Source organism: Sediminihaliea albiluteola (assembly GCF_014077625.1).
In the GTDB taxonomy this organism is placed as follows: domain Bacteria; phylum Pseudomonadota; class Gammaproteobacteria; order Pseudomonadales; family Halieaceae; genus Sediminihaliea; species Sediminihaliea albiluteola.
In genome coordinates this window covers 26,287-49,967 of the sequence record NZ_JACFXU010000014.1, presented here as the reverse complement: position 1 = coordinate 49,967, position 23,681 = coordinate 26,287, and the positions used below count along the sequence as shown (strand labels likewise).

Sequence of the window (23,681 nt, the reverse complement as noted above, 5' to 3'; positions counted from 1 at the left end):
GTAGAACAGAAGCATGTCAGAAATCAGTCTGCTACAGATTATCGAAGGCGCTTTGTTGGCCGCGGGGCGGCCCTTGACCGTAGCCCAGCTTGCCGAGCTGTTTGAGGAGCATGAGCGCCCCAGTAATGCCGAAATCCGCGAAGCCCTCGATGAAGTCGCCCAGCGCTGTGACGAGCGCGGTTTTGAGCTGCAGGAAGTGGCCAGTGGCTTCCGCTATCAGGTGCGTCAGAACCTGGCGCCTTGGGTTGCGAGGCTGTGGACTGAGCGGCCGCAGAAGTATTCCCGTGCGCTGCTGGAAACCCTGTCCCTGATTGCCTATCGTCAGCCCATTACCCGCGGTGAGATTGAAGAGATTCGCGGTGTGGCGGTGAGCTCCAATATCATCAAAACACTGCATGAGCGAGAATGGGTCCGTATTGTGGGGCATCGAGATGTCCCAGGTCGGCCTGCAATGTACGCCACTACCCGGCAGTTTTTGGATTACTTTAATCTGAAAAACTTGGATGAGTTGCCGGCGCTGGCTGAAATTCGCGACCTAGAAACGCTTAATGCTGAGCTCGGCTTTAGTGAGCCCTTGCCAGCAGATACCACCGAGGACGCTGAAGCCAAAGCACTTGAGGACGGCGATGAAGGGGCCGAAGACGCTGAGTTTGGCGATAAGCAGGCCGGCTTGGCTCTGGTCGGTGGCACCGAATACGAAACAACAGAACAGTCAGGAGAGCGCGGCGAAGATGCTGCAGAGTCCGGCGCACACGATAACGAATCACCGCAAGGCGATGACCACAGCGAGTCAGATAAGCACGCATGAGCGAACAGGAAGATACACTAACACCAGCACCCAAAGCAGGTGAGAAATTACAGAAAGTTTTGGCCCGCACAGGGCTAGGGTCGCGCCGTGAGATGGAGCGCTGGATCGAAGATCGCCGTGTGTCCGTGAATGGTAAGCCCGCCAAGTTGGGCGACCGGGTGGACGATAGTGCGCGCATCGCGATTGACGGCAAGCCTATAGAGCGCGCCCCAGCGGAGGAAACCCGCTGCATTCTCTATCACAAGCCGACTGGAGAAGTGTGTAGCCGCAAAGACCCGCAGAAGCGGCGCACGGTGTTTCAGCGCCTGCCTGCCCTTAAAAGTGGCCGCTGGATTTCTATCGGTCGCTTGGACTTCAATACTTCCGGCCTATTGTTGTTTACCACTGACGGTGAGCTTGCTAACGCACTGATGCACCCCTCGTCCAATATCGAGCGAGAATACATGGTGCGAGTGATGGGCGATGTTAAAAAAGAGCATCTGCAAGCGCTGCTCGATGGGGTCATGCTGGATGATGGGGTGGCCCGCTTTACCGATATACAAGAGGGCGGTGGTGACGGCATCAACCGCTGGTATTACGTTGTTATCATGGAAGGCCGCAACCGCGAAGTGCGCCGATTGTGGGAATCTCAAGGTCTGACCGTATCGCGCCTCAAGCGGGTGCGTTACGGTGACGTATTCATCCCTTCCAAGGTAAAGCAGGGCCAGTGGGCCGAGCTGGAAACCAAAGAAGTTAAAAGCTTGTACCGTCTAGCGGGCCTCTCACTTAAGAAAGTGCGCAAAGGCTCAATTAAAGAGCGCGAGAAAATGGAGCGCCAATTTGGCAAGCGCGATGGTCGCGGTGTTGCCAAAAAGGGTCCTAAACGCAACAGCGGCAAGCCTTCAAGCAGGCGCTAGGCTTTTAGCCCTGAGCGTTGAAAGCTTGCCCGGTAACGCCGGCGCTATCCTCGCCCATTAGGTAGAGGTAGAGCGGCATGATTTCCGCCGGCGTGGGGTTGTCCGTAGGTGTTTCCGCTGGGTAGGCGGCGCGGCGCATGGCGGTGTTGGTGGCGCCAGGGTTGATCGTGTTTACCCGTACCTTCGAGGTGTTTTCCAGCTCGCTCGCCAGTACCTGCATAAAACCTTCCGTAGCGAATTTCGATACCGCGTAAGCACCCCAATAAGCTTTGCCGCGACGACCAACCCCGGAAGAGGTAAAAATAATCGACGCACTGGCAGCCTGTTGCAGTAGGGGCAGCAGGTAGCGAGTCAGCAAAAACTGGCTATTCACGTTGACCTGCATGACCTCCTGCCAAGCTTTGTAGCTGGCACTTTCGATGGGCCGGCGCTCACCGAGCACACTGGCATTGTGTAGCAGGCCATCTAGTTGGCCAAAATTCTGTTCTAAAGCTTCGGCCAGTTCTTGGCACTGTTGTTCAGTCGCGCTGGCTAAATCCAGCGGGAAGATAGCTGGCTGTGCGCCACTGGCAGCCTCGATGGCATCGTAAACGGCTTCCAGTTTGGCCACGGTTCGTCCCACTAAAATGATGGTGGCGCCGTGAGCGGCGTAGCTTTCAGCGGCAGCGCGGCCGATGCCGTCGCCGGCGCCGGTGACCAGAATCGTTTTGCCCTCCAGCAAGTTGCTAGCTGGCTGATACTGCTCTGGGATAAATGTTTGTGACATAACGAATTACCTTAAGCCGGCGGCGTTTGGCTCCGCCTTTTGCAAATAAATTGAATCAGCGCTGTCAGTTAGAGGATCAGGCCCTGTAAGTCGCGACTGCTGTGGACAGCGTGGTCAGCACCCCAGCTGCTGGGGTCGTCGTCAGCTTCGATATAGCCATATAGCGCAGCAATGGTTTTCATGCCGGCTCGACGCCCGGCTTCAATATCGCGCCGGTGATCGCCGATATAGATGGCCTGGGTGGGCTCACAGCCCAGGTGCTTGCAGTTGAGGTACAGGGACTCTGGGTGCGGCTTGCGCTCGCTGACATCGTCTGGGCAGACCACGCTGCCAGCCGAAGGTGAGAGGGCCAGGCGTTCGAGTAAGGGGATGGTATAGGCGCGGGGCTTGTTAGTGGAAATACCCCAGCGAATACCGCGCTCATCGAGTGCGCCGAGCAGCTCAGTAATACCCGGGTAGGGTGTTGCGGAACTACCTAGTACATCGCTGTACAGCTCTAACAAGCGCAGGCGCTTGCTTTCAAATTCGGGCGCTTGTTCGTCGATGTCGAGGGCTAATTTAACCAGTGCTCGGGCACCATTGGATACTGAAGCGCGGATCAGCTTCTCGTCGGTCGGGGCTAGGCCATGCTCCTCGCGCAGGGCCTGCACTACGATGACGAATTCGCTGGCGGTGTCGATCAGCGTGCCGTCAAGGTCAAATAGAACAGCTTGTAGATTTTGTGCTTGAGTACTCATAGACTTTTTTCAGCTCGCAGCATGTAGTTCACTGATACGTCTCGTGGATTGAGACGGTACTGTTGGGTTAAAGGGTTGTAGGTCAGGCCGGTCATCTCTCGCAGTGTCAGTCCCGCATCTCGGATCCAGCTGGCAAGTTCCGAGGGCTTAATAAACTTGCTGTACTCATGTGTGCCGGTGGGCAGAAGTTTTAATATGTACTCGGCACCGACGATAGCAAAGGTAAATGCTTTTGGGTTGCGGTTGATCGTAGAGAAGTAGAGGTTGCCACCCGGGCGCGCCATTTTGGCGCAGGCGGCGACTACCGAAGCGGGGTCGGGTACGTGCTCCAGCATTTCCAAACAGCACACCACGTCAAAACTAGCCGCTTCGCTGCTGGCCAGCTCCTCGGCGGTGCTTTGGCGATAATCGATATCTAAGCCTGACTCTAGTTGGTGAATGCGGGCTACTGACAGGGGCGCTTCGCCCATATCGATGCCGACCACATCGGCGCCGCGCTGGGCCATGGCTTCAGCGAGAATGCCGCCGCCACAGCCGACATCGACTAAGCGCTTGCCCGCTACCGGTGACAGCTCATCGATAAAGTTGGCACGTAAAGGGTTGATTTCGTGCAGCGGGCGGAATTCGCTATTGCGATCCCACCAGCGCGAGGCCAGCGCTTCAAATTTGGCAATTTCCTGCGGGTCGACGTTTGGTCTGGCTTTTTGTTGGGATGCTGTACTGTCGCTCATGCTCGTTAAATCCTGTGTGCTGCAATCTGCTGCTGCCAGTACTGGGTACGGGCAGCTAATGCGTCGGTGTCGATGGTGTTTAAGCGGTATGCTTCCAGTACTGGGCGCCCGGCAATCCAGCTGTGGCTCACCTGGCTGCCATTGCAAGCATAGACCAGTTGCGACTGGGGGTTATATACAGGTTGAGTGGCGGCCTCGGCAAGGTCGACAGCGATCAGGTCGGCCTGTTTGCCCACTTCAAGGCTGCCGATTTGATCCTCTAGGCCCATGGCTCGGGCGCCGCCTAAAGTGGCCATTTTTAGCACCTGGTACGCTGGTAGCGCCGCGGCATCGCTGCTATTGAGTTTGGCCAACAGCGCGGCGCTGTGCATTTCGCTGAATAGGTTGAGGCTGTTGTTGCTGGCCGCGCCGTCAGTGCCTAACGCCAAGTTAACCCCCGCCGCTAGCAGTTCATGGCTAGGGCAGGCCCCCGCGGCCAGTTTCATATTGGATTGGGGGCAGTGCACGACATGTGCGCCAGATTGAACCAGTAATTCAAGGTCCTGCTTATTGAGCTGAGTCATATGGACGCACTGGGTGCGCGGCCCTAAAAGCCCGAGCCGCTGGAGGGTGTTCAGCGGGCGCTCGCCATGAGTTTTGAGTGCCTGCGCAACTTCTCCCGCTGTCTCATGCAGGTGAATGTGAATACCGAGGTCGAGTTCGGCAGCCAGCGTGGCGATTTTGCTCAAGCTTTCTGGCGAAACCGTGTAGGGTGCGTGGGGGCCGAATATTACCGATATCAGCCCGTCGTGCTTGAGGTCGTCGCGCAGCCTGAGGCCTTTGCTGATGTAATCATCAGCATCTCGCCCCCAGGCTGAAGGGTGATCAAACACGGGGAAGGTAATCTGGCAGCGCATGCCAGCCCTGCGGGCAGCGCTGGCGCTGGCGTTGGGGAAGAAATACATGTCGGAGTAGGTGGTGGTGCCACTGCGCAACATCTCGGCGATAGCCAGCGTGCTGCCGTCGTAGACAAACTCTTCGCTGATGTGGCGCTGCTCGGCCGGCCAGATGTGCTGTTCTAGCCAGGGCATGAGGGCCTGGTCATCAGCATAGCCACGCAGCAGGCTCATAGCGGCGTGGCCATGGGCGTTGACCAAGCCCGGCATGAGCACGTGGTTGGGCAACTCCAGTTCTTTTGTGGCTTGCCAGTGGCGGCTATCTTCCCGCGGCATGAGGCCGACAATGAGTTCATCGCGGATCGCTAGGCTATAGCCACAGAGAGTCTCTGCGCTGGGGGCTATGGGCACAATCCAGCCCGGGTGAATGAGCAGGTCCGCTGACTCAGCTGGCGAATTCATCGATGGGGTAGTCTCAGTTGGGGTTCCAAAATAGGTCGCGGCGGCGGCCCAGCACTAATCGCGCGTCAGTATAACCGCAAATTGACAGCTCTTGCCTGAACGTGCGCCATAATCTGCAAAAACATGGCGGTTAGGGGGGTTCTCCCGTATAATCAATGGTTTGTGTTGGGGGGCGCGCAGCGCCGCCGAGACCGCGGTCGCAGGACCGTTTGGGCCCGGTCTTGGATAGAATAAGACCCTCGCTTTCGTTGAAGGAAACCGTCGTACATGGGTGAGTTAGCCAAAGAAATTTCTCTCGTTAATATCGAGGATGAGCTGAAACAGTCGTACCTTGACTACGCCATGAGTGTCATCGTTGGGCGCGCTTTGCCCGATGTTCGCGATGGGCTCAAGCCAGTGCATCGGCGGGTTCTGTTCGCCATGAACGAGCTGAACAACGATTGGAATAAGGCCTACAAAAAGTCAGCGCGTGTGGTGGGTGACGTTATCGGTAAATACCACCCACATGGTGACTCTGCGGTCTACGACACCATTGTGCGAATGGCTCAGCCTTTCTCCATGCGCTACATGTTAGTGGATGGCCAGGGTAACTTTGGTTCGATTGATGGCGACAACGCTGCGGCCATGCGCTACACCGAAATCCGCATGCGTAAAATCTCGCACGCGATATTGGCCGATCTAGACAAAGAAACGGTCGATTTTGTCGACAACTACGACGGCACTGAGCGCATCCCAGAAGTGATGCCCACGCGGGTGCCTAACCTGCTTATCAACGGCTCTTCAGGTATTGCAGTGGGTATGGCTACTAACATACCACCGCACAACCTGCGCGAGGTGGTAAGTGGCTGTCTGGCCCTGATGAACAACCCCGAGCTGACAGTCGATGAGCTGATGGAGCATATTCCCGGCCCGGATTTCCCTACCGGAGCCATTATTAACGGTCGCGCGGGCATTATTCAGGCTTATCGCACCGGCCGTGGCCGCATCTATGTGCGGGCTAAAGCGGAAGTGGTAACGGATGAGAAGCGAGGTAGAGATACCATCCTGATCCACGAAATACCCTATCAAATCAACAAGGCGCGCCTGATTGAGCGCATTGCCGAGCTGGTTAAAGAGAAGAAAATCGAAGGCATTACCGAGCTGCGTGACGAGTCCGATAAAGACGGCTTGCGAGTGGTTATCGAGCTGCGCCGCGGCGAGATCGGCGATGTCGTACTGAACAACCTCTACGCACAGACCCAGCTGCAGTCAGTGTTTGGTATCAACATGGTGGCGCTGGTTGATGGCCAGCCGAAGCTGCTGAACCTGAAGCAGGTGATTGAAGCCTTTATTCGTCACCGACGTGAGGTGGTCACGCGCCGCACGGTCTACCTGTTGCGCAAAGCGCGTGAGCGCGGCCATATCCTGGAAGGCCTGGCTATTGCGCTGGCCAATATCGACCCAATTATCGAGCTGATCAAGTCCTCTCCCAACTCCGCCGAAGCCAAAGAAAAGCTGCTGGCGCAGCCCTGGGTGCCCGGTGATGTGATGGCTATGCTGGAGCGAGCGGGCGATGACGCTTGCCGCCCCGATGAGCTGGAGCCACAGTTCGGTCTACACGATGGTCAGTACCACCTGTCGCCGAACCAGGCCCAGGCAATTTTGGATTTGCGTCTGCATCGCCTGACCGGCCTAGAGCACGAAAAACTGCTCAATGAATACTCAGAGAAGCTGGCTGAAATCGCTGATTACCTAGAGATATTACGCGATTCTGATCGCTTGAAGATGGTAATCCGTGAAGAGCTGGAAGAGATTGTTACTGAGTACGGCGATGAGCGTCTGACCGAAATCAGTGCTTCTCAGCACGACCTGACGGTAGAAGATCTGATCACCGAAGAAGACCGGGTGGTGACTATTTCCCATGGCGGCTACGCTAAAACCCAGCCGCTGTCTGATTATCAAGCCCAGCGCCGCGGTGGCATGGGTAAAACTGCCACCTCAGTAAAAGATGAAGATTTTGTCGAGCACTTATTGATTGCCAGTACTCACGCCAATATTTTGTGCTTCTCTAATATGGGCAAAGTCTACTGGCTCAAGGTGTATCAGATTCCGCTAGCGGGAAGGAACTCTCGCGGCCGCCCAATGGTTAACTTGCTGCCACTGGAAGAGGGCGAGCGCGTGACCTCGATTCTGCCAGTGAATGAGTACACCGAGGGCTATTACATCTTTATGGCCACTGCCAATGGCACAGTGAAGAAGACTTCACTGCCCGATTTTGCCCGGCCCCGCAGTGTCGGCCTGCGCGCTCTGGAGTTGGAAGAGGGCGACGTGCTGGTGGGCACAGCGATTACCAACGGCACTGACGATGTCATGCTGTTTTCTACCGAAGGCAAGGCGGCGCGCTTTAATGAGCAAGATTTGCGCCCGATGGGCCGTACTGCCAAGGGTGTGCGCGGTATCCGTTTGGCGGAAGGTCATAGCATGATCTCGCTGATTATCCCCGAAGAAAATGGTCGGGTACTGACGGTCAGTGAGCACGGCTATGGCAAACGCACCGATGTGGGAGAGTTCCCCACTAAAGGCCGCGGTAACAAAGGTGTTATCGCCATGGCGACTAGCGAGCGCAACGGTCGCCTGGTAGGCGCTACGCAGGTGTTTGATGGCGATGAGCTGATGCTGATCTCCAACTTGGGTACCTTGGTGCGCACTCGCGCCGATGAGGTCTCTATCCTGAGTCGCAACACTCAGGGTGTGCGTGTGATTCGCACGAAAGAAGGCGAGTTCCTAGTGGGGCTGGAACGTATCGACGAGCCAGAGGCCGAGCCAGAGCTAGATGAAGATGGCGCGACTGTGACTGAGGATCCGGCTGCTACCGACTCACAAACTGAAGCTGATGACCCCTCCGAGGAGTCGGACGAGGACTAAGTTCCTCGCCGCTCTTGGATCTTTAAGGAAGTTCCTGAATGACCCGTTTGTACAATTTTTGTGCCGGCCCGGCTGCACTCCCTGAGTCGGTCCTAGAAATCGCTCGTGACGAACTGCTCAACTGGCACGGCGCTGGCCTGTCGTTAATGGAAATGAGTCACCGCAGCCCGGAAGTGGTAGGGGTGGCTGAGCGCGCCGAAGCCGATTTGCGCGAGCTGCTGTCAGTGCCAGACGATTACGCTGTATTGTTCCTGCAAGGTGGTGCCAGCACGCAGTTTTCTGCGGTGCCTTTGAACCTCTTGGGTGACAAGAAAAGCGCTGATTATGTCAATACCGGACAGTGGTCGAAGAAGGCCCTAGCTGAGGCCAAGCGCTACGCCGAGGTGAACGTGGTGGCGAGCTCTGAAGACACCAACTTCGCCACGATTCCTCCACAAGAACAGTGGCAGTTAGGCAGCGACCCCGCTTATTTACACTACACTCCCAACGAAACCATTGGCGGTGTTGAATACTTTTGGACGCCTGAGGTCTCAGTGCCACTAGTAGCGGATATGTCCTCTACTATTTTGTCGCGGCCAATTGATGTCTCGGCTTTCGGGGTTATCTATGCTGGTGCACAGAAGAACATCGGCCCCGCTGGTTTGACCTTGGTGATCGTTCGACGCGACCTGCTCGGCCGTGCTTCAGAGCTGTGTCCCGCGATGCTGAACTGGCAGATTGCCGCCGATAACGACTCTATGTACAACACCCCGCCCACTTACTCGCTGTACTTAGCTGGCTTGGTGTTCGAGTGGCTGAAGAAGCAGGGCGGTCTGACAGCGATGGAAGCGCTCAACCGTCGCAAAGCTGAAAAACTCTACAAAGCGATCGATGACAGCAGCTTCTATAGCAACCCAGTAGAGCTGGCTAGTCGCTCCTTGATGAACGTGCCCTTTACTTTGGCCGATGATTCACTGGATAAGGCATTTTTGGCAGAGTCCGAGGCAGCAGGTCTGCTGAACCTGAAAGGGCATCGCTCAGTGGGTGGTATGCGAGCGAGTCTCTACAATGCTGTAACAGAAGAAGCGGTTGATGCGCTGATTGCGTTCATGCAGGACTTTGAACGCCGCAACGGGTAAATAGCTATGACTGATACGCGAACTCTTGATCAAGTCAGGGCGGACATCGACGCCATTGATCAAGAGATTCAGGCTCTTATATCTCGCCGCGCCAATTGTGCCCTCCGCGTAGCAGATATTAAGTTGGAACAGGTGCAGGCTGCCCGCGAGCGCGGGGAGCCTGATGCCGAGGTTGTCTATTATCGTCCTGAGCGAGAGGCACAAGTTCTCCAGCGCATTATGGAGCGCAATACGGGGCCCTTGCAGAGTGAAAATGTAGCCCATATCTTTCGCGAGATTATGTCGGCCTGTTTGGCGCTTGAGCGGCCACTACAAGTGGCCTACTTAGGCCCGGAAGGCACCTTTACTCAAGCGGCTGCCATTAAGCACTTTGGTCACGCGGCGATTCCGGTACCACAAAATACCATCGATGGCGTGTTTTCCCAGGTGGAATCTGGTGAGTGTAATTACGGCGTGGTGCCCGTTGAGAACTCCACTGAAGGCATGGTCAGTCACACCCTCGACAACTTTATGGATTCACCTCTGAAAATCTCCGGTGAAGTCGAGATGCCGATTGTGCACCACCTCTTGGTGGCGCCTGAAGTTGAGCGAGAGTCAATCGTCAAAATTTGTGCTCACCAGCAAGCCTTGGCCCAGTGCCGCAATTGGCTCGATTTGCACTGGCCTAGCGTAGAGCGCGAGGCGGTCAGCAGCAATGGTGAAGCGGCCCGTATAGCAGCCACAGCCCCTGGCGTGGCTGCGGTCGCTGGCGATATGGCGGCCGAGCTTTACGGCCTAGATAAGCTAGCTAAAGGCATTGAAGACTATCCAGATAACACCACTCGCTTTTTGGTGGTAGGCCGTGAAGAAGTACCCCCTAGCGGCCGTGATAAAACTTCTATCATTGTCTCGAGCCGCAACAAGCCCGGTGCGCTTTTCACCCTCCTAGATCCTTTCCGGCGGGCGGGTGTTAGCTTGACCCGCATCGACACTCGGCCCTCGCGAACAGAGAAATGGGCTTATGTCTTCTTTATTGAATTCGAAGGCCATTTGCAGGACCAGAATATCCGTGAGATTGTTGCTGAGCTGGAAGAGCAATCTATTTTAATGAAACCTCTCGGTTCATATCCCCGTGCCGTACTTTAAGCCTCGCCTATTAAAGTTATGACAGCGCGTATTGATACCACTCTGATTATCGGACTTGGTCTGATCGGCGGTTCTTTGGCTAGAGCCTTGCGCAGCAGCGGCTTTAGCCGACGGGTGCTGGGCTTTGGTCACCGAGAGGCCTCGCTCGCGCGTGGTGTGGAGCTGGGTGTCATTGATGATTACAGCCTCGACCTTGAACAGGCGCTGGCAGCAGCCGACTTGGTTGTCATTGCCACGCCGACGCTAGTTGCCGCACAAATGTTGGAGCGTGTTCTGCCGCTGCTTAAAGCGCGCGATAGCATGCCGATTGTCACCGATGTGGCCAGTGTGAAAGGCAATCTGCAACAAGCAGCAGTGGCTACCTGGGGGGCGATGCCGCCCCGGCTAATCCTCGGACACCCGATTGCCGGCTCTGAGCGCAGTGGCGTCGAGGCATCGCGGGCTGACTTGTTTGTCAGTCACCGAGTTATCCTAACGCCAGTGCCTGAAAATGATCTGGAGGCGCTCAGCTTAGTGCGCGACATGTGGCACCGGACCGGAGCTGAAGTTGTGGATATGTCGGTTGCTGCCCACGATGCGGTGTTGGCGGCGACCAGTCATTTGCCGCATATGCTCGCCTATGCCTTAGTAGATGCCTTGGCGCAAAGTCCGCTAGGTGATGATATCTTTCGTTTTGCCGCAGGTGGCTTTCGCGACTTTACCCGCATTGCCTCCTCCGACCCGGTCATGTGGCGAGATATCGCTATCGCTAACCGCAGTGCGCTACTGAAAGCTATTGATCAATTTTCTGAACACTTGGCCCAGTTGCGCGATGCGGTTGCCACTGAAGATGCCGAGAGTATGCTGCAAACATTTAGCCGCGCTAAGCAGGCCCGGGATGAGTTCGCAACGATGTTGCAGGCCCGTTCCCAGGCTGCCGATCAACACTTAGCTGAGCCCAAATAAACCCGCTATAGCCGGGTTGTTAGAAGAGGAAGATATGGAATTCAAATTGATGCCAGGTGGCACAATCAATGGCGAAGCAAGGGTTCCGGGCGACAAGTCCATTTCCCATCGAGCCATTATGCTAGGTGCACTAGCTGAGGGCACCACGCGGGTGACCGGCTTTCTTGAGGGCGAAGATGCCCTAGCTACCGTGGCAGCATTTCGTAGTATGGGGGTGAAGATTGATGGCCCCGAAGACGGTGAAGTAGAAATCCATGGGGTGGGCCTACATGGACTGAAAGCTCCCGGTCACACCTTAGATGTGGGTAACTCTGGCACTACGATTCGCCTGCTGTCAGGCTTGCTGGCGGGGCAGAGTTTTGATGTAGAGTTAACGGGTGATGTGTCCCTGCAGCAACGTCCAATGGGGCGAGTGATCGATCCTTTGACGCGCATGGGGGCAGACATTTCCGGTCCTGATAGCAAACCGCCACTGCGAATTCGCGGCTCGAAGAACCTGCAGGGTATTCACTACGACCTGCCGATGGCCTCAGCCCAAGTGAAATCATGCGTGTTGTTGGCGGGCTTGTATGCCGAAGGCTGCACATCAGTGACTGAGCCGGCTCCAACCCGTGATCACACCGAGCGGATGCTGCGTGGCTTTGCTTATAAAGTGAAGCAGAATAACGGAGTGATCAGCCTGTCCGGCGGCGGCACATTAAAGGCTACTGACATTGATGTACCGGCCGATATTTCCTCAGCTGCCTTCTTCCTAGTTGCGGCATGTATCGCGCCGGGCTCTGATCTCTTGTTAACTCATGTGGGGATTAACCCAACACGCATGGGGGTATTAAACATCTTGAGTTTGATGGGCGCCGATATCACGCTCAAAAACGAGCGCGAAGTGGGTGGCGAGCCAGTGGCCGATATCCACGTGCGCTATGCACCCTTAAAGGGCATTGAGATACCGCCGGACCAGGTGCCGCTAGCGATTGATGAGTTCCCTGCCTTATTTATTGCTGCTGCCTGTGCTGAAGGCCGCACCATTCTGCGCGGCGCGGAAGAATTGCGGGTCAAAGAGAGCGACCGTATCGCTGCGATGGCGGAAGGGCTCAACACTTTAGGTGTTAAGAACGAAGTGCTTGAGGACGGTATTATTATTGAAGGTGGCGGCACGATCGGTGGCGGTGTTATTCACACCTATCACGATCACCGTATCGCCATGTCTTTTGCCATAGCCGCGCTGCGGGCTGAGCAGGAAATTCGCATACTCGACTGCGATCATGTGGCAACTTCTTTCCCCGGCTTTGATGCCTTGGCCCGGGGTTTGGGTTTGCAAATATCGACACGGGCGGGTTGATGCCAGCGCCAGTTATCACGGTCGATGGCCCCAGTGGTGCCGGCAAAGGCACCATTAGCCACATGTTGTCAGAGCACTTAGCTTGGCGCTTTCTAGACAGCGGGGCTCTGTATCGTGTGACTGGTCAAGCTTGTCTGCTGGAAGGGGTCGCCTTGGCAGATAGCGCTGCGGTGACACAAGTAGCGCGACACCTTGATGTTGATTTCAAAGCTGATCCTCAAGGTGAAATTTTGGTGTTCTATAAAGGCCAAGATGTGAGCCGTGCTATTCGCAGCGAAGAGGGCGGCCGCGCCGCCTCAAAAGTGGCCGCTATTGCCAGCGTGCGCGAGGCCTTATTGCAGCGCCAGCGCGACTTTCGTCAGCTGCCTGGTCTGGTCGCGGATGGCCGCGATATGGGCACCGTGGTGTTCCCCGATGCCACATTGAAATTCTTCCTAACAGCCTCGGCAGCAGAGCGCGCCGAGCGTCGCTATCGCCAGTTGCTTGCCAAGGGAGAAAATGTTAGTCTCCCGCGCCTTCTCGAGGATATCAAGGAGAGGGATGCACGCGACAGTAGTCGCAGCGTGGCACCCTTACTGCCTGCCGAAGACGCTATTGTTATCGATAGCACAGCGACTCCAATCGCTGCGGTGTTTGAGCAGGTGATGAAGGAAGTGACGGCAAAAGGTCTTAAATAGCAGCTGCTATACTAGTACTTGTCACGATCTATCTTCTGTATTGCTAAAAGCTGTAAGCAAGACCGGTCCAGAAGTGGCTTGTTTGCAGATATTTTCAAATGACCCGGGTCTGCTGGAGGCGCGGTTAGGTGCTTAGTCACCGTAATCACAATTTACAGGTAATGTGTAATGAGCGAATCCTTCGCTGAACTCTTTGAAGAAAGTCTGAAAACTGTCGACATGGAGCCCGGTTCGATTGTAACCGGCGTGGTGATCGACATAGATAACGAGTGGGTCACCGTCCATGCGGGCTTGAAGTCCGAAGGCGTGATTCCTCGTGCCCAGTTCAACGATGCAGCAGGTGAGTGCCACCTGAGCATTGGTGATGAAGTACAGGTTGCACTGGAATCCGTCGAAGACGGTTTCGGTGAAACTAAACTGTCTCGTGAAAAAGCTAAGCGCGCAGAGGCCTGGAAAGACCTCGAAGCGGCTCATGAGGCGGATGAAGTGGTTACTGGTGTTATCAACGGTAAGGTCAAAGGTGGCTTCACTGTCGATATCAACACAATCCGTGCGTTCTTGCCTGGTTCTCTGGTAGACGTTCGCCCTGTGCGCGAAACCGTTCACCTAGAAGGCAAAGAGCTTGAGTTTAAAGTGATCAAGCTGGACCAGAAGCGCAACAACGTCGTGGTATCTCGCCGCGCGGTGATGGAAGCTGCCAACAGCGTCGAGCGTGACGCACTGCTGGAATCTCTGCAGGAAGGCATGACCATCAAGGGTATTGTGAAGAACCTGACCGATTACGGTGCTTTCGTTGATCTGGGTGGCGTAGACGGCCTCCTGCACATTACCGACATGGCTTGGAAGCGCATCAAGCATCCTTCTGAAATCGTTGAAGTCGGCCAAGAAATCGACGTTAAGGTTCTGAAGTTTGATCGCGAGCGCAACCGTGTATCACTGGGTCTCAAGCAGCTGGGTGAAGATCCTTGGGTCGAAATCACCAACCGCTACCCCGAAGGCAGCCGCGTTCAGGCGCGTGTTACCAACCTCACCGACTACGGTTGCTTTGCCGAGCTGGAAGAGGGTGTGGAAGGTCTGGTGCACGTCTCCGAAATGGATTGGACCAACAAGAACGTACACCCCTCCAAGATTGTCCAGCTGGGCGACGAGGTAGAGGTGATGGTACTGGATATCGACGAAGAGCGTCGTCGTATCTCTCTGGGTATCAAGCAGTGTCAGCAAAACCCTTGGGACGCTTTTGCCGCTCAGTACGCCAAAGGCGACAAGATTTCTGGCAGCATCAAGTCGATCACAGACTTCGGTATCTTTATCGGTCTAGAAGGCAACATCGATGGCTTGGTACACCTGTCGGACATCAGCTGGAACGAAGCTGGCGAAGAAGCTGTTCGCAACTACAAGAAAGGCGACGAGATCGAGACAGTTATTTTGTCTATCGATCCAGAGCGCGAGCGTATCTCTCTGGGCATCAAGCAGCTTGAGGGCGACGCCTTCTCTGACTACGTGGCCGAGAATGATCGCGGCTCAATCGTAACTGGCGAAGTTGTTGAAGTTGAAGCTAAGGCAGTTACCGTTAAGCTGGCGGACGAAGTTGAAGGCATTCTGAAAGCTTCTGACATCGCCCGTGAGCGCGTTGAAGATGCTCGCAGCCAATTTAAAGTTGGCGACAGCGTAGAAGCGAAAATCATCTCAGTGGATCGTAAGAACCGCGCTTTGGCTCTGTCTATCAAAGCCAAGGACTACGATGATGAGCAGGAAGCAGTTAAGTCGCTGAAAGTTCAGGACGAAGTTGCATCACCAGGTACTATCGGTGACCTGATCAAGGCGCAGATGAACGAAAAGTCCTAAGCCTGCGATCAATGGCGCTGAGCTAGCTCAGGCGCCACTCGTATAAAAGGGTCCTTCGGGGCCCTTTTTTCGTTATAAAATAACAACTTGCGCAAAGTGCTTCAGGCGTTCAAAATACTCATCACTTATGCCTCAGCCCATAAGAATCCACTGTTAATGGGGGCACGATGACCAAAAGCGAATTGATAGAGACTATTGCGGCAAAGCAGGCTCAGTTATCTTCAAAAGATGTCGAGCTGGCTGTGAAAACTATTCTTGAGCACATGTCTCAAACTTTGTCGGTCGGCGAGCGAATCGAGATCCGAGGTTTTGGCAGTTTTTCTCTGCACTACCGGGAACCGCGCCGTGGCCGCAACCCGAAAACCGGTGATACCGTTGAGCTCAGCGGTAAATATGTACCACACTTCAAGCCAGGCAAAGAGTTGCGCGAGCGCGTCAACCTTGGCTTGCAAGCGGGTCTTTGAGTTTGTTGCAATGACACTTGGCGGTATGATCATTCATGGTCATACCGCTTTTTCATTCTGGACGCCTATTTATGAGACTACTTCTCAAACTGATTACCCTTCTATTACTGCTTGCGATGCTGGCCGCAGGTGTACTATTTGCGGTACAGAATAAAGAGCCGGTGCCGCTGGATCTGCTGGTTTACACCTTTACACCTCGCAGCCTTGCGTTGTGGATCTTATCTGCCTTTACCATCGGCGGTATAGCGGGCATGTTGGCTTCTAGTGCTGTCATTTTGCGATTGCGCGCCGCCGGTGCTAGTAGTAAACGTCAACTACAAAAAGCTAATCACGAGATAGATCGCCTGCGCACTGCAGGGCTAAAAGACGGTGAATGATTTACTGATCTTTGCCCTGCTATTTGTGGCGACGGGCTTGGGTTGGTATCTAGGAAGCAGCAGCGCCAAGGCTCGCACTAGCGTCAAACGAGATTTGCCCAGCCAGTATTATCGAGGCTTAAACTATCTACTCGATGGCCGTCCCGATGGTGCGGTGGATGCTTTTATTGACGCCCTTGAGGTCAATAGTGAAACGCTAGAAACGCATATTGCCCTGGGTAACTTGCTGCGTAAACGCGGTGAAGTCGATCGCGCCATACGTATTCATCAAAACCTACTGGCCAGGCCTAGCCTACCTCAAGCTCAGGTGCATCAGGCGCACCTGGAGCTAGCGCGGGACTATATCAGTGCTGGCTTGCTTGACCGCGCTGAGCGCCTGCTGCTGGATCTAATCAAAGAGTCAGCGGAGCAGCGACGTCCCAGCCAACGTTATTTGCTGGAGATATATCAAAGCCAGCGAGAATGGTCTGAGGCTATTGCGCTAGCTAAGCAATTATTGCCGCGCAAGTCCTTGTTGGGCAGCTCTACAGTCGTGGCGCAGGATAGTGCCCAAGGACAGCCGGTAAGCCTTGTATTGGCACATTACTACTGTGAGCTGGCCAGCGATAAACAAGCCGCTGGTGAGTTGCTCGAGGCAGCCAAATTGCTGCAACAGGCGCTGAACCATGATAAGCACTGCGTGCGGGCCTCCATTATGCAAGGCGAGCTTGAGCAGGCCGCTGGCAACTCGAAACAAGCGATTAAGGCGCTGCGCCGAGTCAAGCAGCAGGACCCCGATTATATTCCTGAGACCATTGCGACTCTGCGCAGTAGTTATGCAGCAGTGGATGATCTGGCCGCCTTTCGTAGCTATCTAGATGAGTGCCTTGAGGAGCACCCATCGGTGCCCTTGATGATGGCGGTAGCAGAAGATTTACGCGCCGCTGACGGTAGTGACGCCGCGGCGGGTTTTTTGACTGAGCAGTTGACGCAGCAGCCATCCCTGCGCGGTCTGGCTCGTTTAATTCACTTACAGATTGACGATGCCCAGGGCAAAGTGCGCGATGACTTAGCGCTACTGCAGGTCGTAATCGATCGCTTAATTGAAGAGCGCCCTGCATACCGCTGTGGTAAGTGTGGCTTTTCTGGTCGTCAGCTGCATTGGTACTGCCCAGGTTGCAAATGCTGGGGCACTATTAAAGCAATTCGTGGCGCGCGGGCAGACTGATCCGCTGTGACCCCATCCCGAGAGGATATTCTATGACATCTCCCGTTTTAATTGCGCTGGATTATGCAAGTGAGGCAGCAGCATTGGCATTAGCCGAGCAACTTTCACCCGAGCTATGCCGCCTGAAGGTGGGTAAAGAACTATTTACCCGCAGCGGTCCCCAGCTTGTTGAGAAGCTGCAGGGCATGGGCTACGAAATATTTTTGGACTTAAAGTTTCACGATATTCCCAACACAGTGGCGGGCGCTGTGCGCGCAGCGGCTGACTTGGGCGTATGGATGGTCAATGTGCATGCCAGCGGGGGGCGGCGAATGATGGAAGCCGCTGCCGATGTGCTGCAGTCTTACTCCCAGCCGCCTTTGCTGATTGCGGTAACGGTGTTGACCAGTATGTCTGAGGCTGACTTGCAAGAGTTAGGTTATAGCGAGAGTCCGGCCCAGCGTGTGCAGCGTTTAGCCGCCCTGGCGGATGACAGTGGCATGGATGGGGTGGTGTGCTCGGCCTTGGAGGCGCCGCAGCTGCGCGCCGAAAGGCGAGAGGGCTTTTGTTTGGTTACCCCAGGGATTCGCCTCGCGGGTGATAGCGCCGGTGATCAGCGACGAGTCGTCACACCGGCTGAGGCCTTGGCCAAAGGGTCCGATTATTTAGTGATTGGCCGCTCGGTTACTGCGGCAGCTGAACCACTAAAGGCACTGAAGCAGGTGCAGGCTGAAATTGCGTAAGATCATATTCGAGCGCAGTCCCTCCAATAGTTAGTGGCAGTGCTAAGCTCTTCATTGATACGGATGTCTGCATGGAAGCAGCCTTGTCAATGGAGATTACATCATGACACTACCAACTTTCGTTTCGAATCTGAGCTCAACCCACTTTAAATCCGCGCTATCGCTAGCGTCAGCGCGGGAGGCGATAAAAGCAACTTTTTTGGCTCTGGCCTTGGTACTTACTGCGCCTCTAGTGCTGACTCAAGCGGCGCAGGCGCAGGACTTAGCACAAGCAGAGCTGCAGGCAGCAGAGCCCACTGCGGTTAACATTAACCAAGCCGATGCTGCGAGTTTGGCTAGTGCGCTGCAGGGCGTTGGCTTGACCCGCGCTGAGGATATTATTCGCTATAGAGAAACCTATGGTCCGTTTAAGACTATTGAGGAGCTCGCTGATGTCAAGGGCATCGGTCCAGCGACTCTGGATAAAAACCGCGCTCGAATAACACTGGAATAGCACTCGCGCATCCGTATCATGGGGGCTTCGGCCCCTTTTTATTTGCTTGGTGAATACCGCATATGTTGGAAGAGGGCTGCATTGACCATGGACTAAGGGCTTGAGCAGGTGAGGGCACAGTGAAGGTGTTGGTTACAGGCGCCACGGGATTTATTGGTGCAGCATTGTGCGAAGCCTTGCATGCTCAGGGCTTGTCATTTGTCGCATTGAGCAAACAGGGGGCGCCGCTGCCTGATGGCAGTCCCAGCCATGCGGTAAACCTCAGTGACTCGGTGGCCCTGGCAAAACATTTGCAGGGTGTTACTAGTGTCTGTCACTTGGCTGGTATTGCTCATCAAAACGCAGCCGCACAGGCTTATGAACAGCTCAATGTTCAATCTTCAAAGCTGCTTGCTGAGGCTGCATTAGCCGCGGGCGTAAAACAATTTATTTATCTTAGTAGTGTCAAAGCCATGGGGCCCGCGAAAGTTAAGACCGCCCGAAGTGAAAGCATGCTCAGTGCCACGGTGGATGCTTACGGAAGCTCGAAGTATCGCGCAGAACAAGAGCTCAAGGCGCTGTGTGCGAAAGGCGATATGGGGCTGGTGATACTGCGGCCAAGTTTGGTCTATGGGCCTTCAGCCAAAGGTAATTTGCGCCTATTGGCACTAGCGGCCCGCTGGGGGCTGCCGCGACCGCCAAGCGGGGGCGCGCGTTCGATGATTGGCCGAGATGATCTAGTCAAGCTAATACTTACCCTGCTAGAGCAGCCCCAGGAAGGGCAGCAGCTGTGGATTGTCAGTGACGGTGTGAACTACAGCGCATGCGATATCTATGATGCCATGAGGGCTGCCTTGGGCCGTGGGCCAGGTTTGGCATGGCTGCCAAAGCCTTGTTGGAAGCTGGCCTGTACAGTGCTTGATCTGCTGCGCAGACAGCCTGTAGAAGGCGCTTATCAAAAGCTCTTTGGCACAGAGCTTTATGACAGCAGTGCTATACAGCAAAGCTTGGCTTGGCGTCCGCAGCAACGCTTTGCTGATGTCGCTGAAGAGATTGTGCAATCCCTATGAGCTGGTTTTTTCTCTTAGCTATAGCATTTGTGCTGTCTGTATTACTTTGTGGCGTCTATCTGCAATTGGCCCGCCGCTGGCAGTTTCTGGATCATCCCAACCAACGTAGTTCCCACTCGAGGCCGACCCCCCACGGTGGCGGTGCGCCGACCTTGCTCAGTTTTGCTCTTATGGTGGGTCTAGCGGCGCTATGCTTTGTGTCCTGGCAAGCAGCGTACCTTTGGATGTTGGCTTTAGGCTTGAGCTTGATGGCTCTGGGAGTAGTTGATGATGCCGTGCAGCTTTCGGTGCCTCTCAGGTTCTCAATTTACTCTCTCTGCTGCCTGTTGCTGAGCTGGCTGTTTCTGTCTTCCGTCTCAAGCGGAACCTGGCTAGTGCTGCCCATTGCTCTGGCGTTGTTGTGGCTTCTGAACCTGTATAACTTTATGGACGGTATTGATGGTATTGCCGCTATTCAGGGTTTTATTGCCAGTTGTACGGCGGGCTTGCTCGCTGTCGTTTATCAGGGGGCCTTTGACTACGCCTTATTTTGCTTTCTTTTGGGCTTTAGTTTGCTGGGTTTTTTGGCTTGGAATTTGCCGCCGGCAAAATTGTTTATGGGGGATGCTGGCAGTGTGCCCTTGGGCTTTCTGCTGGGGGCTTTGGCCTTGTTTGGAGAGGTTTCGGGGGCTCTGCCGGCTGCCTGCTGGTTAATTCTACTGGCGGCTTTTATTACGGATGCCACTTGGACCTTGTTGAGCCGCTTACTCAGAGGTGAAAAGGTGACCGAGGCACACCGAGAGCACCTTTACCAGCGCTTAAGCCGTCGCTGGGGCTCGCACTGGAGGGTAGATATGGCTCTGCTGGCAGTGCTGGCATTTTGGTTGTTTCCGATGGCACTGGCTGCTCAGACGTATCAGCAGTACCAATTATTCCATGTAATTTTGGCATATTTTCCCTTGTTGCTTTGCATGGCGAAAATGCGTCATTTGCCGTAATATGCGGTGCATGGGTCTGGGCGCGAGATTTGTTCTACCGAGACTGAAAAATCATATTTAGTGTGGGGAGGAAGTTTGCGCCATAGGCTCGTAAACTACGTGCTGCAAGCTGCATCCGGAGTGCTCGGAAGCTTGCGTGACGCCCTGGAGAAACTGATCGAGCTTCCTCGCAACATGAAGCAGACTTTTTTGCTGCTCCTCGATATGGTCTTTGTGGCTGTCGCTATTTGGGCGGCAGTGGCATTCCCCTTTGGCCGTACCGACTTTACTATCGGTGCGGTAGAAATCTTTTGTGCCGTATTTACCATTCTCGCCAGTGCCGTAGTCTTCTTGCGCCTAGGCCTTTACCGGGCTGTGATTCGCTTTATGGGGCAGCAGGCCATTTGGGCGGTCATTACGGCAGTGAGTTATTCCACGCTTATCCTTGGCGCTAGTGTGTTTTTTACGCGCGCCGATACCCCGCGTTCTATGCCGTTTTTCTATTGGTGTTTAGCGCTTTTGTTAATTGGCGGAACGCGCTTGACCGTCCGAGCTTATTACCAGGCCAAGCTGCGCTCGATGTCAAAGAACGTCATTATCTACGGTGCCGGCGAGTCAGGACGACAGTTGCTGACCGCACTGCATCACGGTGATCAGTACCGCGCTGTAGTATTTGTCGATGATGACACTTGCCTACAGCGTTCGGTTATTAACGGCCTGCAAGTGGCACGCCCAGAAGATATCGCTCAGCTCATTGACGAGCACAACATCACCCAAGTTTTGCTGGCTATTCCCTCGGCCTCGCAGGAGCGTCGGCGGGAGATTATTGACTCCTTGGTTGGCCTGCCAGTGCACGTGCGCACGGTACCCAAGATCAATGAATTAGTGGCAGGTCGAGCCAGTGTCAACCAAATTCAGGATATCGACCTCGATGATTTGCTAGGTCGTGATCCGGTGCCACCCTATCCTGAGCTCATTGATCGCTGCATCACCAACAAGGTGGTGATGGTGACCGGGGCGGGCGGCTCTATTGGTTCCGAGTTGTGTCGGCAGATACTGATGTCTGGCCCAAGCGAGCTCCTGCTGCTGGATAATTCAGAGTACGCGCTGTACCAAATCCAGCGCGAGCTCAATCAGATGATGCAGGAGAATAATCTCGATGTAGAAATGATTGTTCTGCTGGGCTCGGTACAGGATCAGCGACGCTTAGAAACAATTTACCGCACTTTTGATGTGCAAACCGTTTACCACGCAGCGGCCTACAAGCATGTACCCATGGTGGAGTACAACATTGCCGAGGGCGTTGCCAACAATGTTTTTGGCACTTGGTATGCTGCGGAGGCGGCTCGCAAATCAGGTGTGGAAACCTTTGTCTTGGTCTCAACCGATAAAGCCGTGCGCCCGACTAATATTATGGGTGCCTCTAAACGCTTTGCTGAGATGCTTCTGCAGGGCTTAGCGCAGCGTAATACTAAAACGCGTTTTTGCATGGTACGCTTTGGCAATGTCTTGGGTTCCTCCGGTTCAGTGGTGCCCTTGTTCCGTGAGCAGATAGAGGCTGGCGGCCCTGTGACCGTGACGCACCCTGAAGTATCCCGTTACTTTATGAGCATCCAAGAAGCGGCGCAATTAGTGCTGCAAGCGGGGGCGATGGGCACTGGCGGTGATGTTTTTGTCTTGGATATGGGCGAGCCAGTAAGGATCATTGATTTGGCGCGTCGTATGATCCGTCTCAGTGGCTATGAAATGCAACTGGATGCCCGTTTGGCAGATCATATTGATATTGAATTTATTGGCTTGCGCCCCGGTGAAAAGTTGCACGAAGAGTTGTTGTTAGGCAGTAGCGTGACCGGAACTGGGCACCCTATGATTATGCGCGCCGAAGAAGAATGCTTGCCCTACAGCCAAATGCAACGCCACTTGGTCGAATTGATGCGCTATTGCGATGTGATGGATTGCGATGGTATTACTTCCGTATTGAACGCTGCGGTTAGTGGCTTTGGTGGCCATGAGGCACGGCATGATTATCTTTGGCGCAAACAGGGTAAAGTGGCCCGTAAAAAAAGCATCGCTAAAGTGATTCCAGCAACTGCACCAGCGTCCAACGTGCAGGAACTGTTCCCTGATAAGTCTTAAGCTGTAGCCACTCGCTGTAGCTTCTTGTTCTCCGTCTATATTTAGGTTGTCTAATAATGAAACATTTCGACGTATTTAATGGCGACGCAGATGGTCTGTGTGCCTTAGTTCAACTACGTAATGCTAGCCCGAGAGAGGCTACCTTAGTCACTGGCGTAAAACGTGATATTAAGTTGCTAGATCGAGTTGAGGCTGGCCCCGACTCACTGGTAACGGTGCTTGATGTGTCGATGGATAAAAACAGCAGTGGGCTGCAGCGAGTGCTAGAAGCTGGAGCTGAAGTGTTTTATTGCGATCATCATTTCGCAGGGGATATTCCGCAGCATGCTAATTTGGAAGCACTGATCAATACTGCACCTGATGTCTGCACTAGTTTATTGATTAACAATCATCTGCAGGGAGCCTATCTGGGCTGGGCAGTGGTTGGTACTTTCGGGGATAACCTCAAGGACAGTGCGAGGCGCATTGCCAAGCCATTGTCGCTCAATGAGGAGCAACTGCAGCAACTGGAAAACCTAGGCATTTATATTAATTACAATGGCTATGGCTCGCAGCTGGAGGATCTTCATTTTAATCCCGATGAGCTTTACCGTGTGATTAGCGCCTATGCCGATCCTTTTGCATTTATGCAGGATGGTCGGCAGTACTTCGAGAAACTTGAGACCGGTTACCGCGAAGATATGGCCGCTGCAGAATCCTTATTACCAGAGTACAAAGATGCGGCAGCAGCGGTATTCATTTTGCCTGATGAACCTTGGGCGCGACGAGTGAGTGGTGTTTATAGTAACGACCTAGCCAATAGCGACCCAGCTCGTGCCCATGCCGTGCTCACGCCAAAAGCGAACGGTTGTTACTTGGTGAGCGTCCGCGCTCCGCTCAATAACAAAACCGGAGCCGATGAGCTGGTTATGCGCTTTCCAACAGGTGGAGGCCGCAAAGCTGCTGCCGGTATTAATGATCTACCTGCAGATATGCTGCCAGAGTTTATCGATGCTCTGGCGAGCTTTTACGCCGCCTAAGGTGCTTGCCACCCAGCTCCTCTGCTTAAC

General features: G+C 54.5%; 21 protein-coding genes and 1 pseudogene. 18 read left to right on the top strand and 4 right to left on the bottom strand.

Features of this window, described 5'->3' with window-relative positions; translation table 11 throughout:
- Positions 1 to 13 precede the first annotated feature (13 nt).
- Both scpB and rluB read left to right on the top strand, forming a co-directional pair.
- Positions 14 to 808: an SMC-Scp complex subunit ScpB gene (gene scpB / locus H2508_RS07085; protein ID WP_182171047.1), complete on the top strand. Its 795-nt coding sequence runs from the start codon at positions 14 to 16 to the stop codon at positions 806 to 808.
- Complete coding sequence (gene rluB / locus H2508_RS07080) at positions 805 to 1,704, top strand: 23S rRNA pseudouridine(2605) synthase RluB (RefSeq protein ID WP_182171044.1); 900 nt, start codon at positions 805 to 807, stop codon at positions 1,702 to 1,704. Before scpB ends, rluB begins: the two co-directional genes overlap by 4 nt.
- Before the next feature lie 4 nt (positions 1,705 to 1,708).
- On the opposite strand, the gene H2508_RS07075 is transcribed toward rluB, so the two are convergent.
- The 4 genes from H2508_RS07075 to H2508_RS07060 all read right to left on the bottom strand — a co-directional run bounded on the left by H2508_RS07075 (position 1,709) and on the right by H2508_RS07060 (position 5,275).
- Entirely contained in the window at positions 1,709 to 2,470 is a 762-nt protein-coding gene (locus H2508_RS07075) for a YciK family oxidoreductase (protein ID WP_182171041.1), read from the bottom strand.
- A 68-nt stretch (positions 2,471 to 2,538) separates the two neighbouring features.
- Entirely contained in the window at positions 2,539 to 3,207 is a 669-nt protein-coding gene (locus H2508_RS07070) for an HAD family hydrolase (RefSeq protein WP_182171038.1), read from the bottom strand.
- Entirely contained in the window at positions 3,204 to 3,938 is a 735-nt protein-coding gene (ubiG, locus tag H2508_RS07065; RefSeq protein WP_182171035.1) for a bifunctional 2-polyprenyl-6-hydroxyphenol methylase/3-demethylubiquinol 3-O-methyltransferase UbiG, read from the bottom strand. The genes H2508_RS07070 and ubiG overlap by 4 nt, the downstream gene beginning before the upstream one ends.
- A gap of 5 nt (positions 3,939 to 3,943) precedes the next feature.
- Positions 3,944 to 5,275, bottom strand: coding sequence for a TRZ/ATZ family hydrolase (locus tag H2508_RS07060; RefSeq protein WP_182171032.1), 1,332 nt, complete (start codon positions 5,273 to 5,275; stop codon positions 3,944 to 3,946).
- Positions 5,276 to 5,542: 267 nt separating this feature from the next.
- Between H2508_RS07060 and gyrA the strand changes: the two genes are divergently transcribed.
- From gyrA to H2508_RS06980, 16 genes and pseudogenes are all read left to right on the top strand, one after another.
- Positions 5,543 to 8,179 carry a DNA gyrase subunit A gene (gyrA, locus tag H2508_RS07055; protein ID WP_182171029.1) on the top strand — a complete coding sequence of 879 codons (2,637 nt, stop codon included), beginning with the start codon at positions 5,543 to 5,545 and terminating at the stop codon, positions 8,177 to 8,179.
- Between the two features lie 38 nt (positions 8,180 to 8,217).
- The gene (gene serC / locus H2508_RS07050; RefSeq protein WP_182171026.1) at positions 8,218 to 9,297 is read left to right on the top strand and encodes a 3-phosphoserine/phosphohydroxythreonine transaminase; all 1,080 of its coding nucleotides are present in this window, start codon (positions 8,218 to 8,220) and stop codon (positions 9,295 to 9,297) included.
- Positions 9,298 to 9,303: 6 nt separating this feature from the next.
- Positions 9,304 to 10,422 (top strand): prephenate dehydratase, encoded by a 1,119-nt coding sequence (pheA, locus tag H2508_RS07045; RefSeq protein ID WP_182171023.1) that lies wholly within the window; start codon positions 9,304 to 9,306, stop codon positions 10,420 to 10,422.
- Positions 10,423 to 10,440: 18 nt separating this feature from the next.
- Positions 10,441 to 11,367, top strand: coding sequence for a prephenate dehydrogenase/arogenate dehydrogenase family protein (locus tag H2508_RS07040; RefSeq protein ID WP_182171020.1), 927 nt, complete (start codon positions 10,441 to 10,443; stop codon positions 11,365 to 11,367).
- 34 nt (positions 11,368 to 11,401) lie between these two features.
- Positions 11,402 to 12,706, top strand: a complete 1,305-nt coding sequence (gene aroA / locus H2508_RS07035) for a 3-phosphoshikimate 1-carboxyvinyltransferase (RefSeq protein WP_182171017.1) — start codon at positions 11,402 to 11,404, stop codon at positions 12,704 to 12,706.
- The gene (gene cmk, locus H2508_RS07030) at positions 12,706 to 13,383 is read left to right on the top strand and encodes a (d)CMP kinase (RefSeq protein ID WP_182171014.1); all 678 of its coding nucleotides are present in this window, start codon (positions 12,706 to 12,708) and stop codon (positions 13,381 to 13,383) included. The genes aroA and cmk overlap by 1 nt, the downstream gene beginning before the upstream one ends.
- Before the next feature lie 168 nt (positions 13,384 to 13,551).
- Positions 13,552 to 15,228, top strand: coding sequence for a 30S ribosomal protein S1 (rpsA, locus tag H2508_RS07025; protein WP_182171011.1), 1,677 nt, complete (start codon positions 13,552 to 13,554; stop codon positions 15,226 to 15,228).
- A 161-nt stretch (positions 15,229 to 15,389) separates the two neighbouring features.
- A pseudogene (gene ihfB, locus H2508_RS07020) lies at positions 15,390 to 15,692 on the top strand (integration host factor subunit beta); the annotation flags it as partial.
- Between the two features lie 71 nt (positions 15,693 to 15,763).
- Positions 15,764 to 16,069 (top strand): LapA family protein, encoded by a 306-nt coding sequence (locus H2508_RS07015; RefSeq protein ID WP_182171006.1) that lies wholly within the window; start codon positions 15,764 to 15,766, stop codon positions 16,067 to 16,069.
- Complete coding sequence (gene lapB / locus H2508_RS07010) at positions 16,062 to 17,276, top strand: lipopolysaccharide assembly protein LapB (protein ID WP_182170997.1); 1,215 nt, start codon at positions 16,062 to 16,064, stop codon at positions 17,274 to 17,276. Before H2508_RS07015 ends, lapB begins: the two co-directional genes overlap by 8 nt.
- A 32-nt stretch (positions 17,277 to 17,308) precedes the next feature.
- The gene (gene pyrF / locus H2508_RS07005; protein ID WP_182170994.1) at positions 17,309 to 17,998 is read left to right on the top strand and encodes an orotidine-5'-phosphate decarboxylase; all 690 of its coding nucleotides are present in this window, start codon (positions 17,309 to 17,311) and stop codon (positions 17,996 to 17,998) included.
- Positions 17,999 to 18,101: 103 nt separating this feature from the next.
- Positions 18,102 to 18,491, top strand: a complete 390-nt coding sequence (locus H2508_RS07000; RefSeq protein WP_182170990.1) for a ComEA family DNA-binding protein — start codon at positions 18,102 to 18,104, stop codon at positions 18,489 to 18,491.
- A 119-nt stretch (positions 18,492 to 18,610) separates the two neighbouring features.
- A complete protein-coding gene (locus H2508_RS06995; RefSeq protein WP_182170987.1) occupies positions 18,611 to 19,540 on the top strand; it encodes an NAD-dependent epimerase/dehydratase family protein in 930 nt (309 codons plus the stop codon).
- Positions 19,537 to 20,517, top strand: coding sequence for an MraY family glycosyltransferase (locus H2508_RS06990; RefSeq protein WP_182170984.1), 981 nt, complete (start codon positions 19,537 to 19,539; stop codon positions 20,515 to 20,517). The genes H2508_RS06995 and H2508_RS06990 overlap by 4 nt, the downstream gene beginning before the upstream one ends.
- A 75-nt stretch (positions 20,518 to 20,592) precedes the next feature.
- Positions 20,593 to 22,632, top strand: coding sequence for a polysaccharide biosynthesis protein (locus H2508_RS06985; RefSeq protein ID WP_235965137.1), 2,040 nt, complete (start codon positions 20,593 to 20,595; stop codon positions 22,630 to 22,632).
- Positions 22,633 to 22,688: 56 nt separating this feature from the next.
- The gene (locus tag H2508_RS06980; protein ID WP_182170981.1) at positions 22,689 to 23,651 is read left to right on the top strand and encodes a DHH family phosphoesterase; all 963 of its coding nucleotides are present in this window, start codon (positions 22,689 to 22,691) and stop codon (positions 23,649 to 23,651) included.
- Positions 23,652 to 23,681 lie beyond the last annotated feature (30 nt).

Bases quoted from the DNA above. Each gene is read 5' to 3' on its own strand.
- H2508_RS07015 (WP_182171006.1), top strand. From the start codon at position 15,764: ATGAGACTACTTCTCAAACTGATTACCCTTCTATTACTGCTTGCGATG.
- serC (WP_182171026.1), top strand. From the start codon at position 8,218: ATGACCCGTTTGTACAATTTTTGTGCCGGCCCGGCTGCACTCCCTGAG.
- H2508_RS06990 (WP_182170984.1), top strand. From the start codon at position 19,537: ATGAGCTGGTTTTTTCTCTTAGCTATAGCATTTGTGCTGTCTGTATTA.
- rluB (WP_182171044.1), top strand. From the start codon at position 805: ATGAGCGAACAGGAAGATACACTAACACCAGCACCCAAAGCAGGTGAG.
- rpsA (WP_182171011.1), top strand. From the start codon at position 13,552: ATGAGCGAATCCTTCGCTGAACTCTTTGAAGAAAGTCTGAAAACTGTC.
- aroA (WP_182171017.1), top strand. From the start codon at position 11,402: ATGGAATTCAAATTGATGCCAGGTGGCACAATCAATGGCGAAGCAAGG.
- H2508_RS06980 (WP_182170981.1), top strand. From the start codon at position 22,689: ATGAAACATTTCGACGTATTTAATGGCGACGCAGATGGTCTGTGTGCC.
- cmk (WP_182171014.1), top strand. From the start codon at position 12,706: ATGCCAGCGCCAGTTATCACGGTCGATGGCCCCAGTGGTGCCGGCAAA.
- pheA (WP_182171023.1), top strand. From the start codon at position 9,304: ATGACTGATACGCGAACTCTTGATCAAGTCAGGGCGGACATCGACGCC.
- pyrF (WP_182170994.1), top strand. From the start codon at position 17,309: ATGACATCTCCCGTTTTAATTGCGCTGGATTATGCAAGTGAGGCAGCA.
- H2508_RS07000 (WP_182170990.1), top strand. From the start codon at position 18,102: ATGACACTACCAACTTTCGTTTCGAATCTGAGCTCAACCCACTTTAAA.
- ubiG (WP_182171035.1), bottom strand. From the start codon at position 3,938: ATGAGCGACAGTACAGCATCCCAACAAAAAGCCAGACCAAACGTCGAC.
- scpB (WP_182171047.1), top strand. From the start codon at position 14: ATGTCAGAAATCAGTCTGCTACAGATTATCGAAGGCGCTTTGTTGGCC.
- H2508_RS07075 (WP_182171041.1), bottom strand. From the start codon at position 2,470: ATGTCACAAACATTTATCCCAGAGCAGTATCAGCCAGCTAGCAACTTG.
- gyrA (WP_182171029.1), top strand. From the start codon at position 5,543: ATGGGTGAGTTAGCCAAAGAAATTTCTCTCGTTAATATCGAGGATGAG.
- H2508_RS07060 (WP_182171032.1), bottom strand. From the start codon at position 5,275: ATGAATTCGCCAGCTGAGTCAGCGGACCTGCTCATTCACCCGGGCTGG.
- H2508_RS07040 (WP_182171020.1), top strand. From the start codon at position 10,441: ATGACAGCGCGTATTGATACCACTCTGATTATCGGACTTGGTCTGATC.
- H2508_RS07070 (WP_182171038.1), bottom strand. From the start codon at position 3,207: ATGAGTACTCAAGCACAAAATCTACAAGCTGTTCTATTTGACCTTGAC.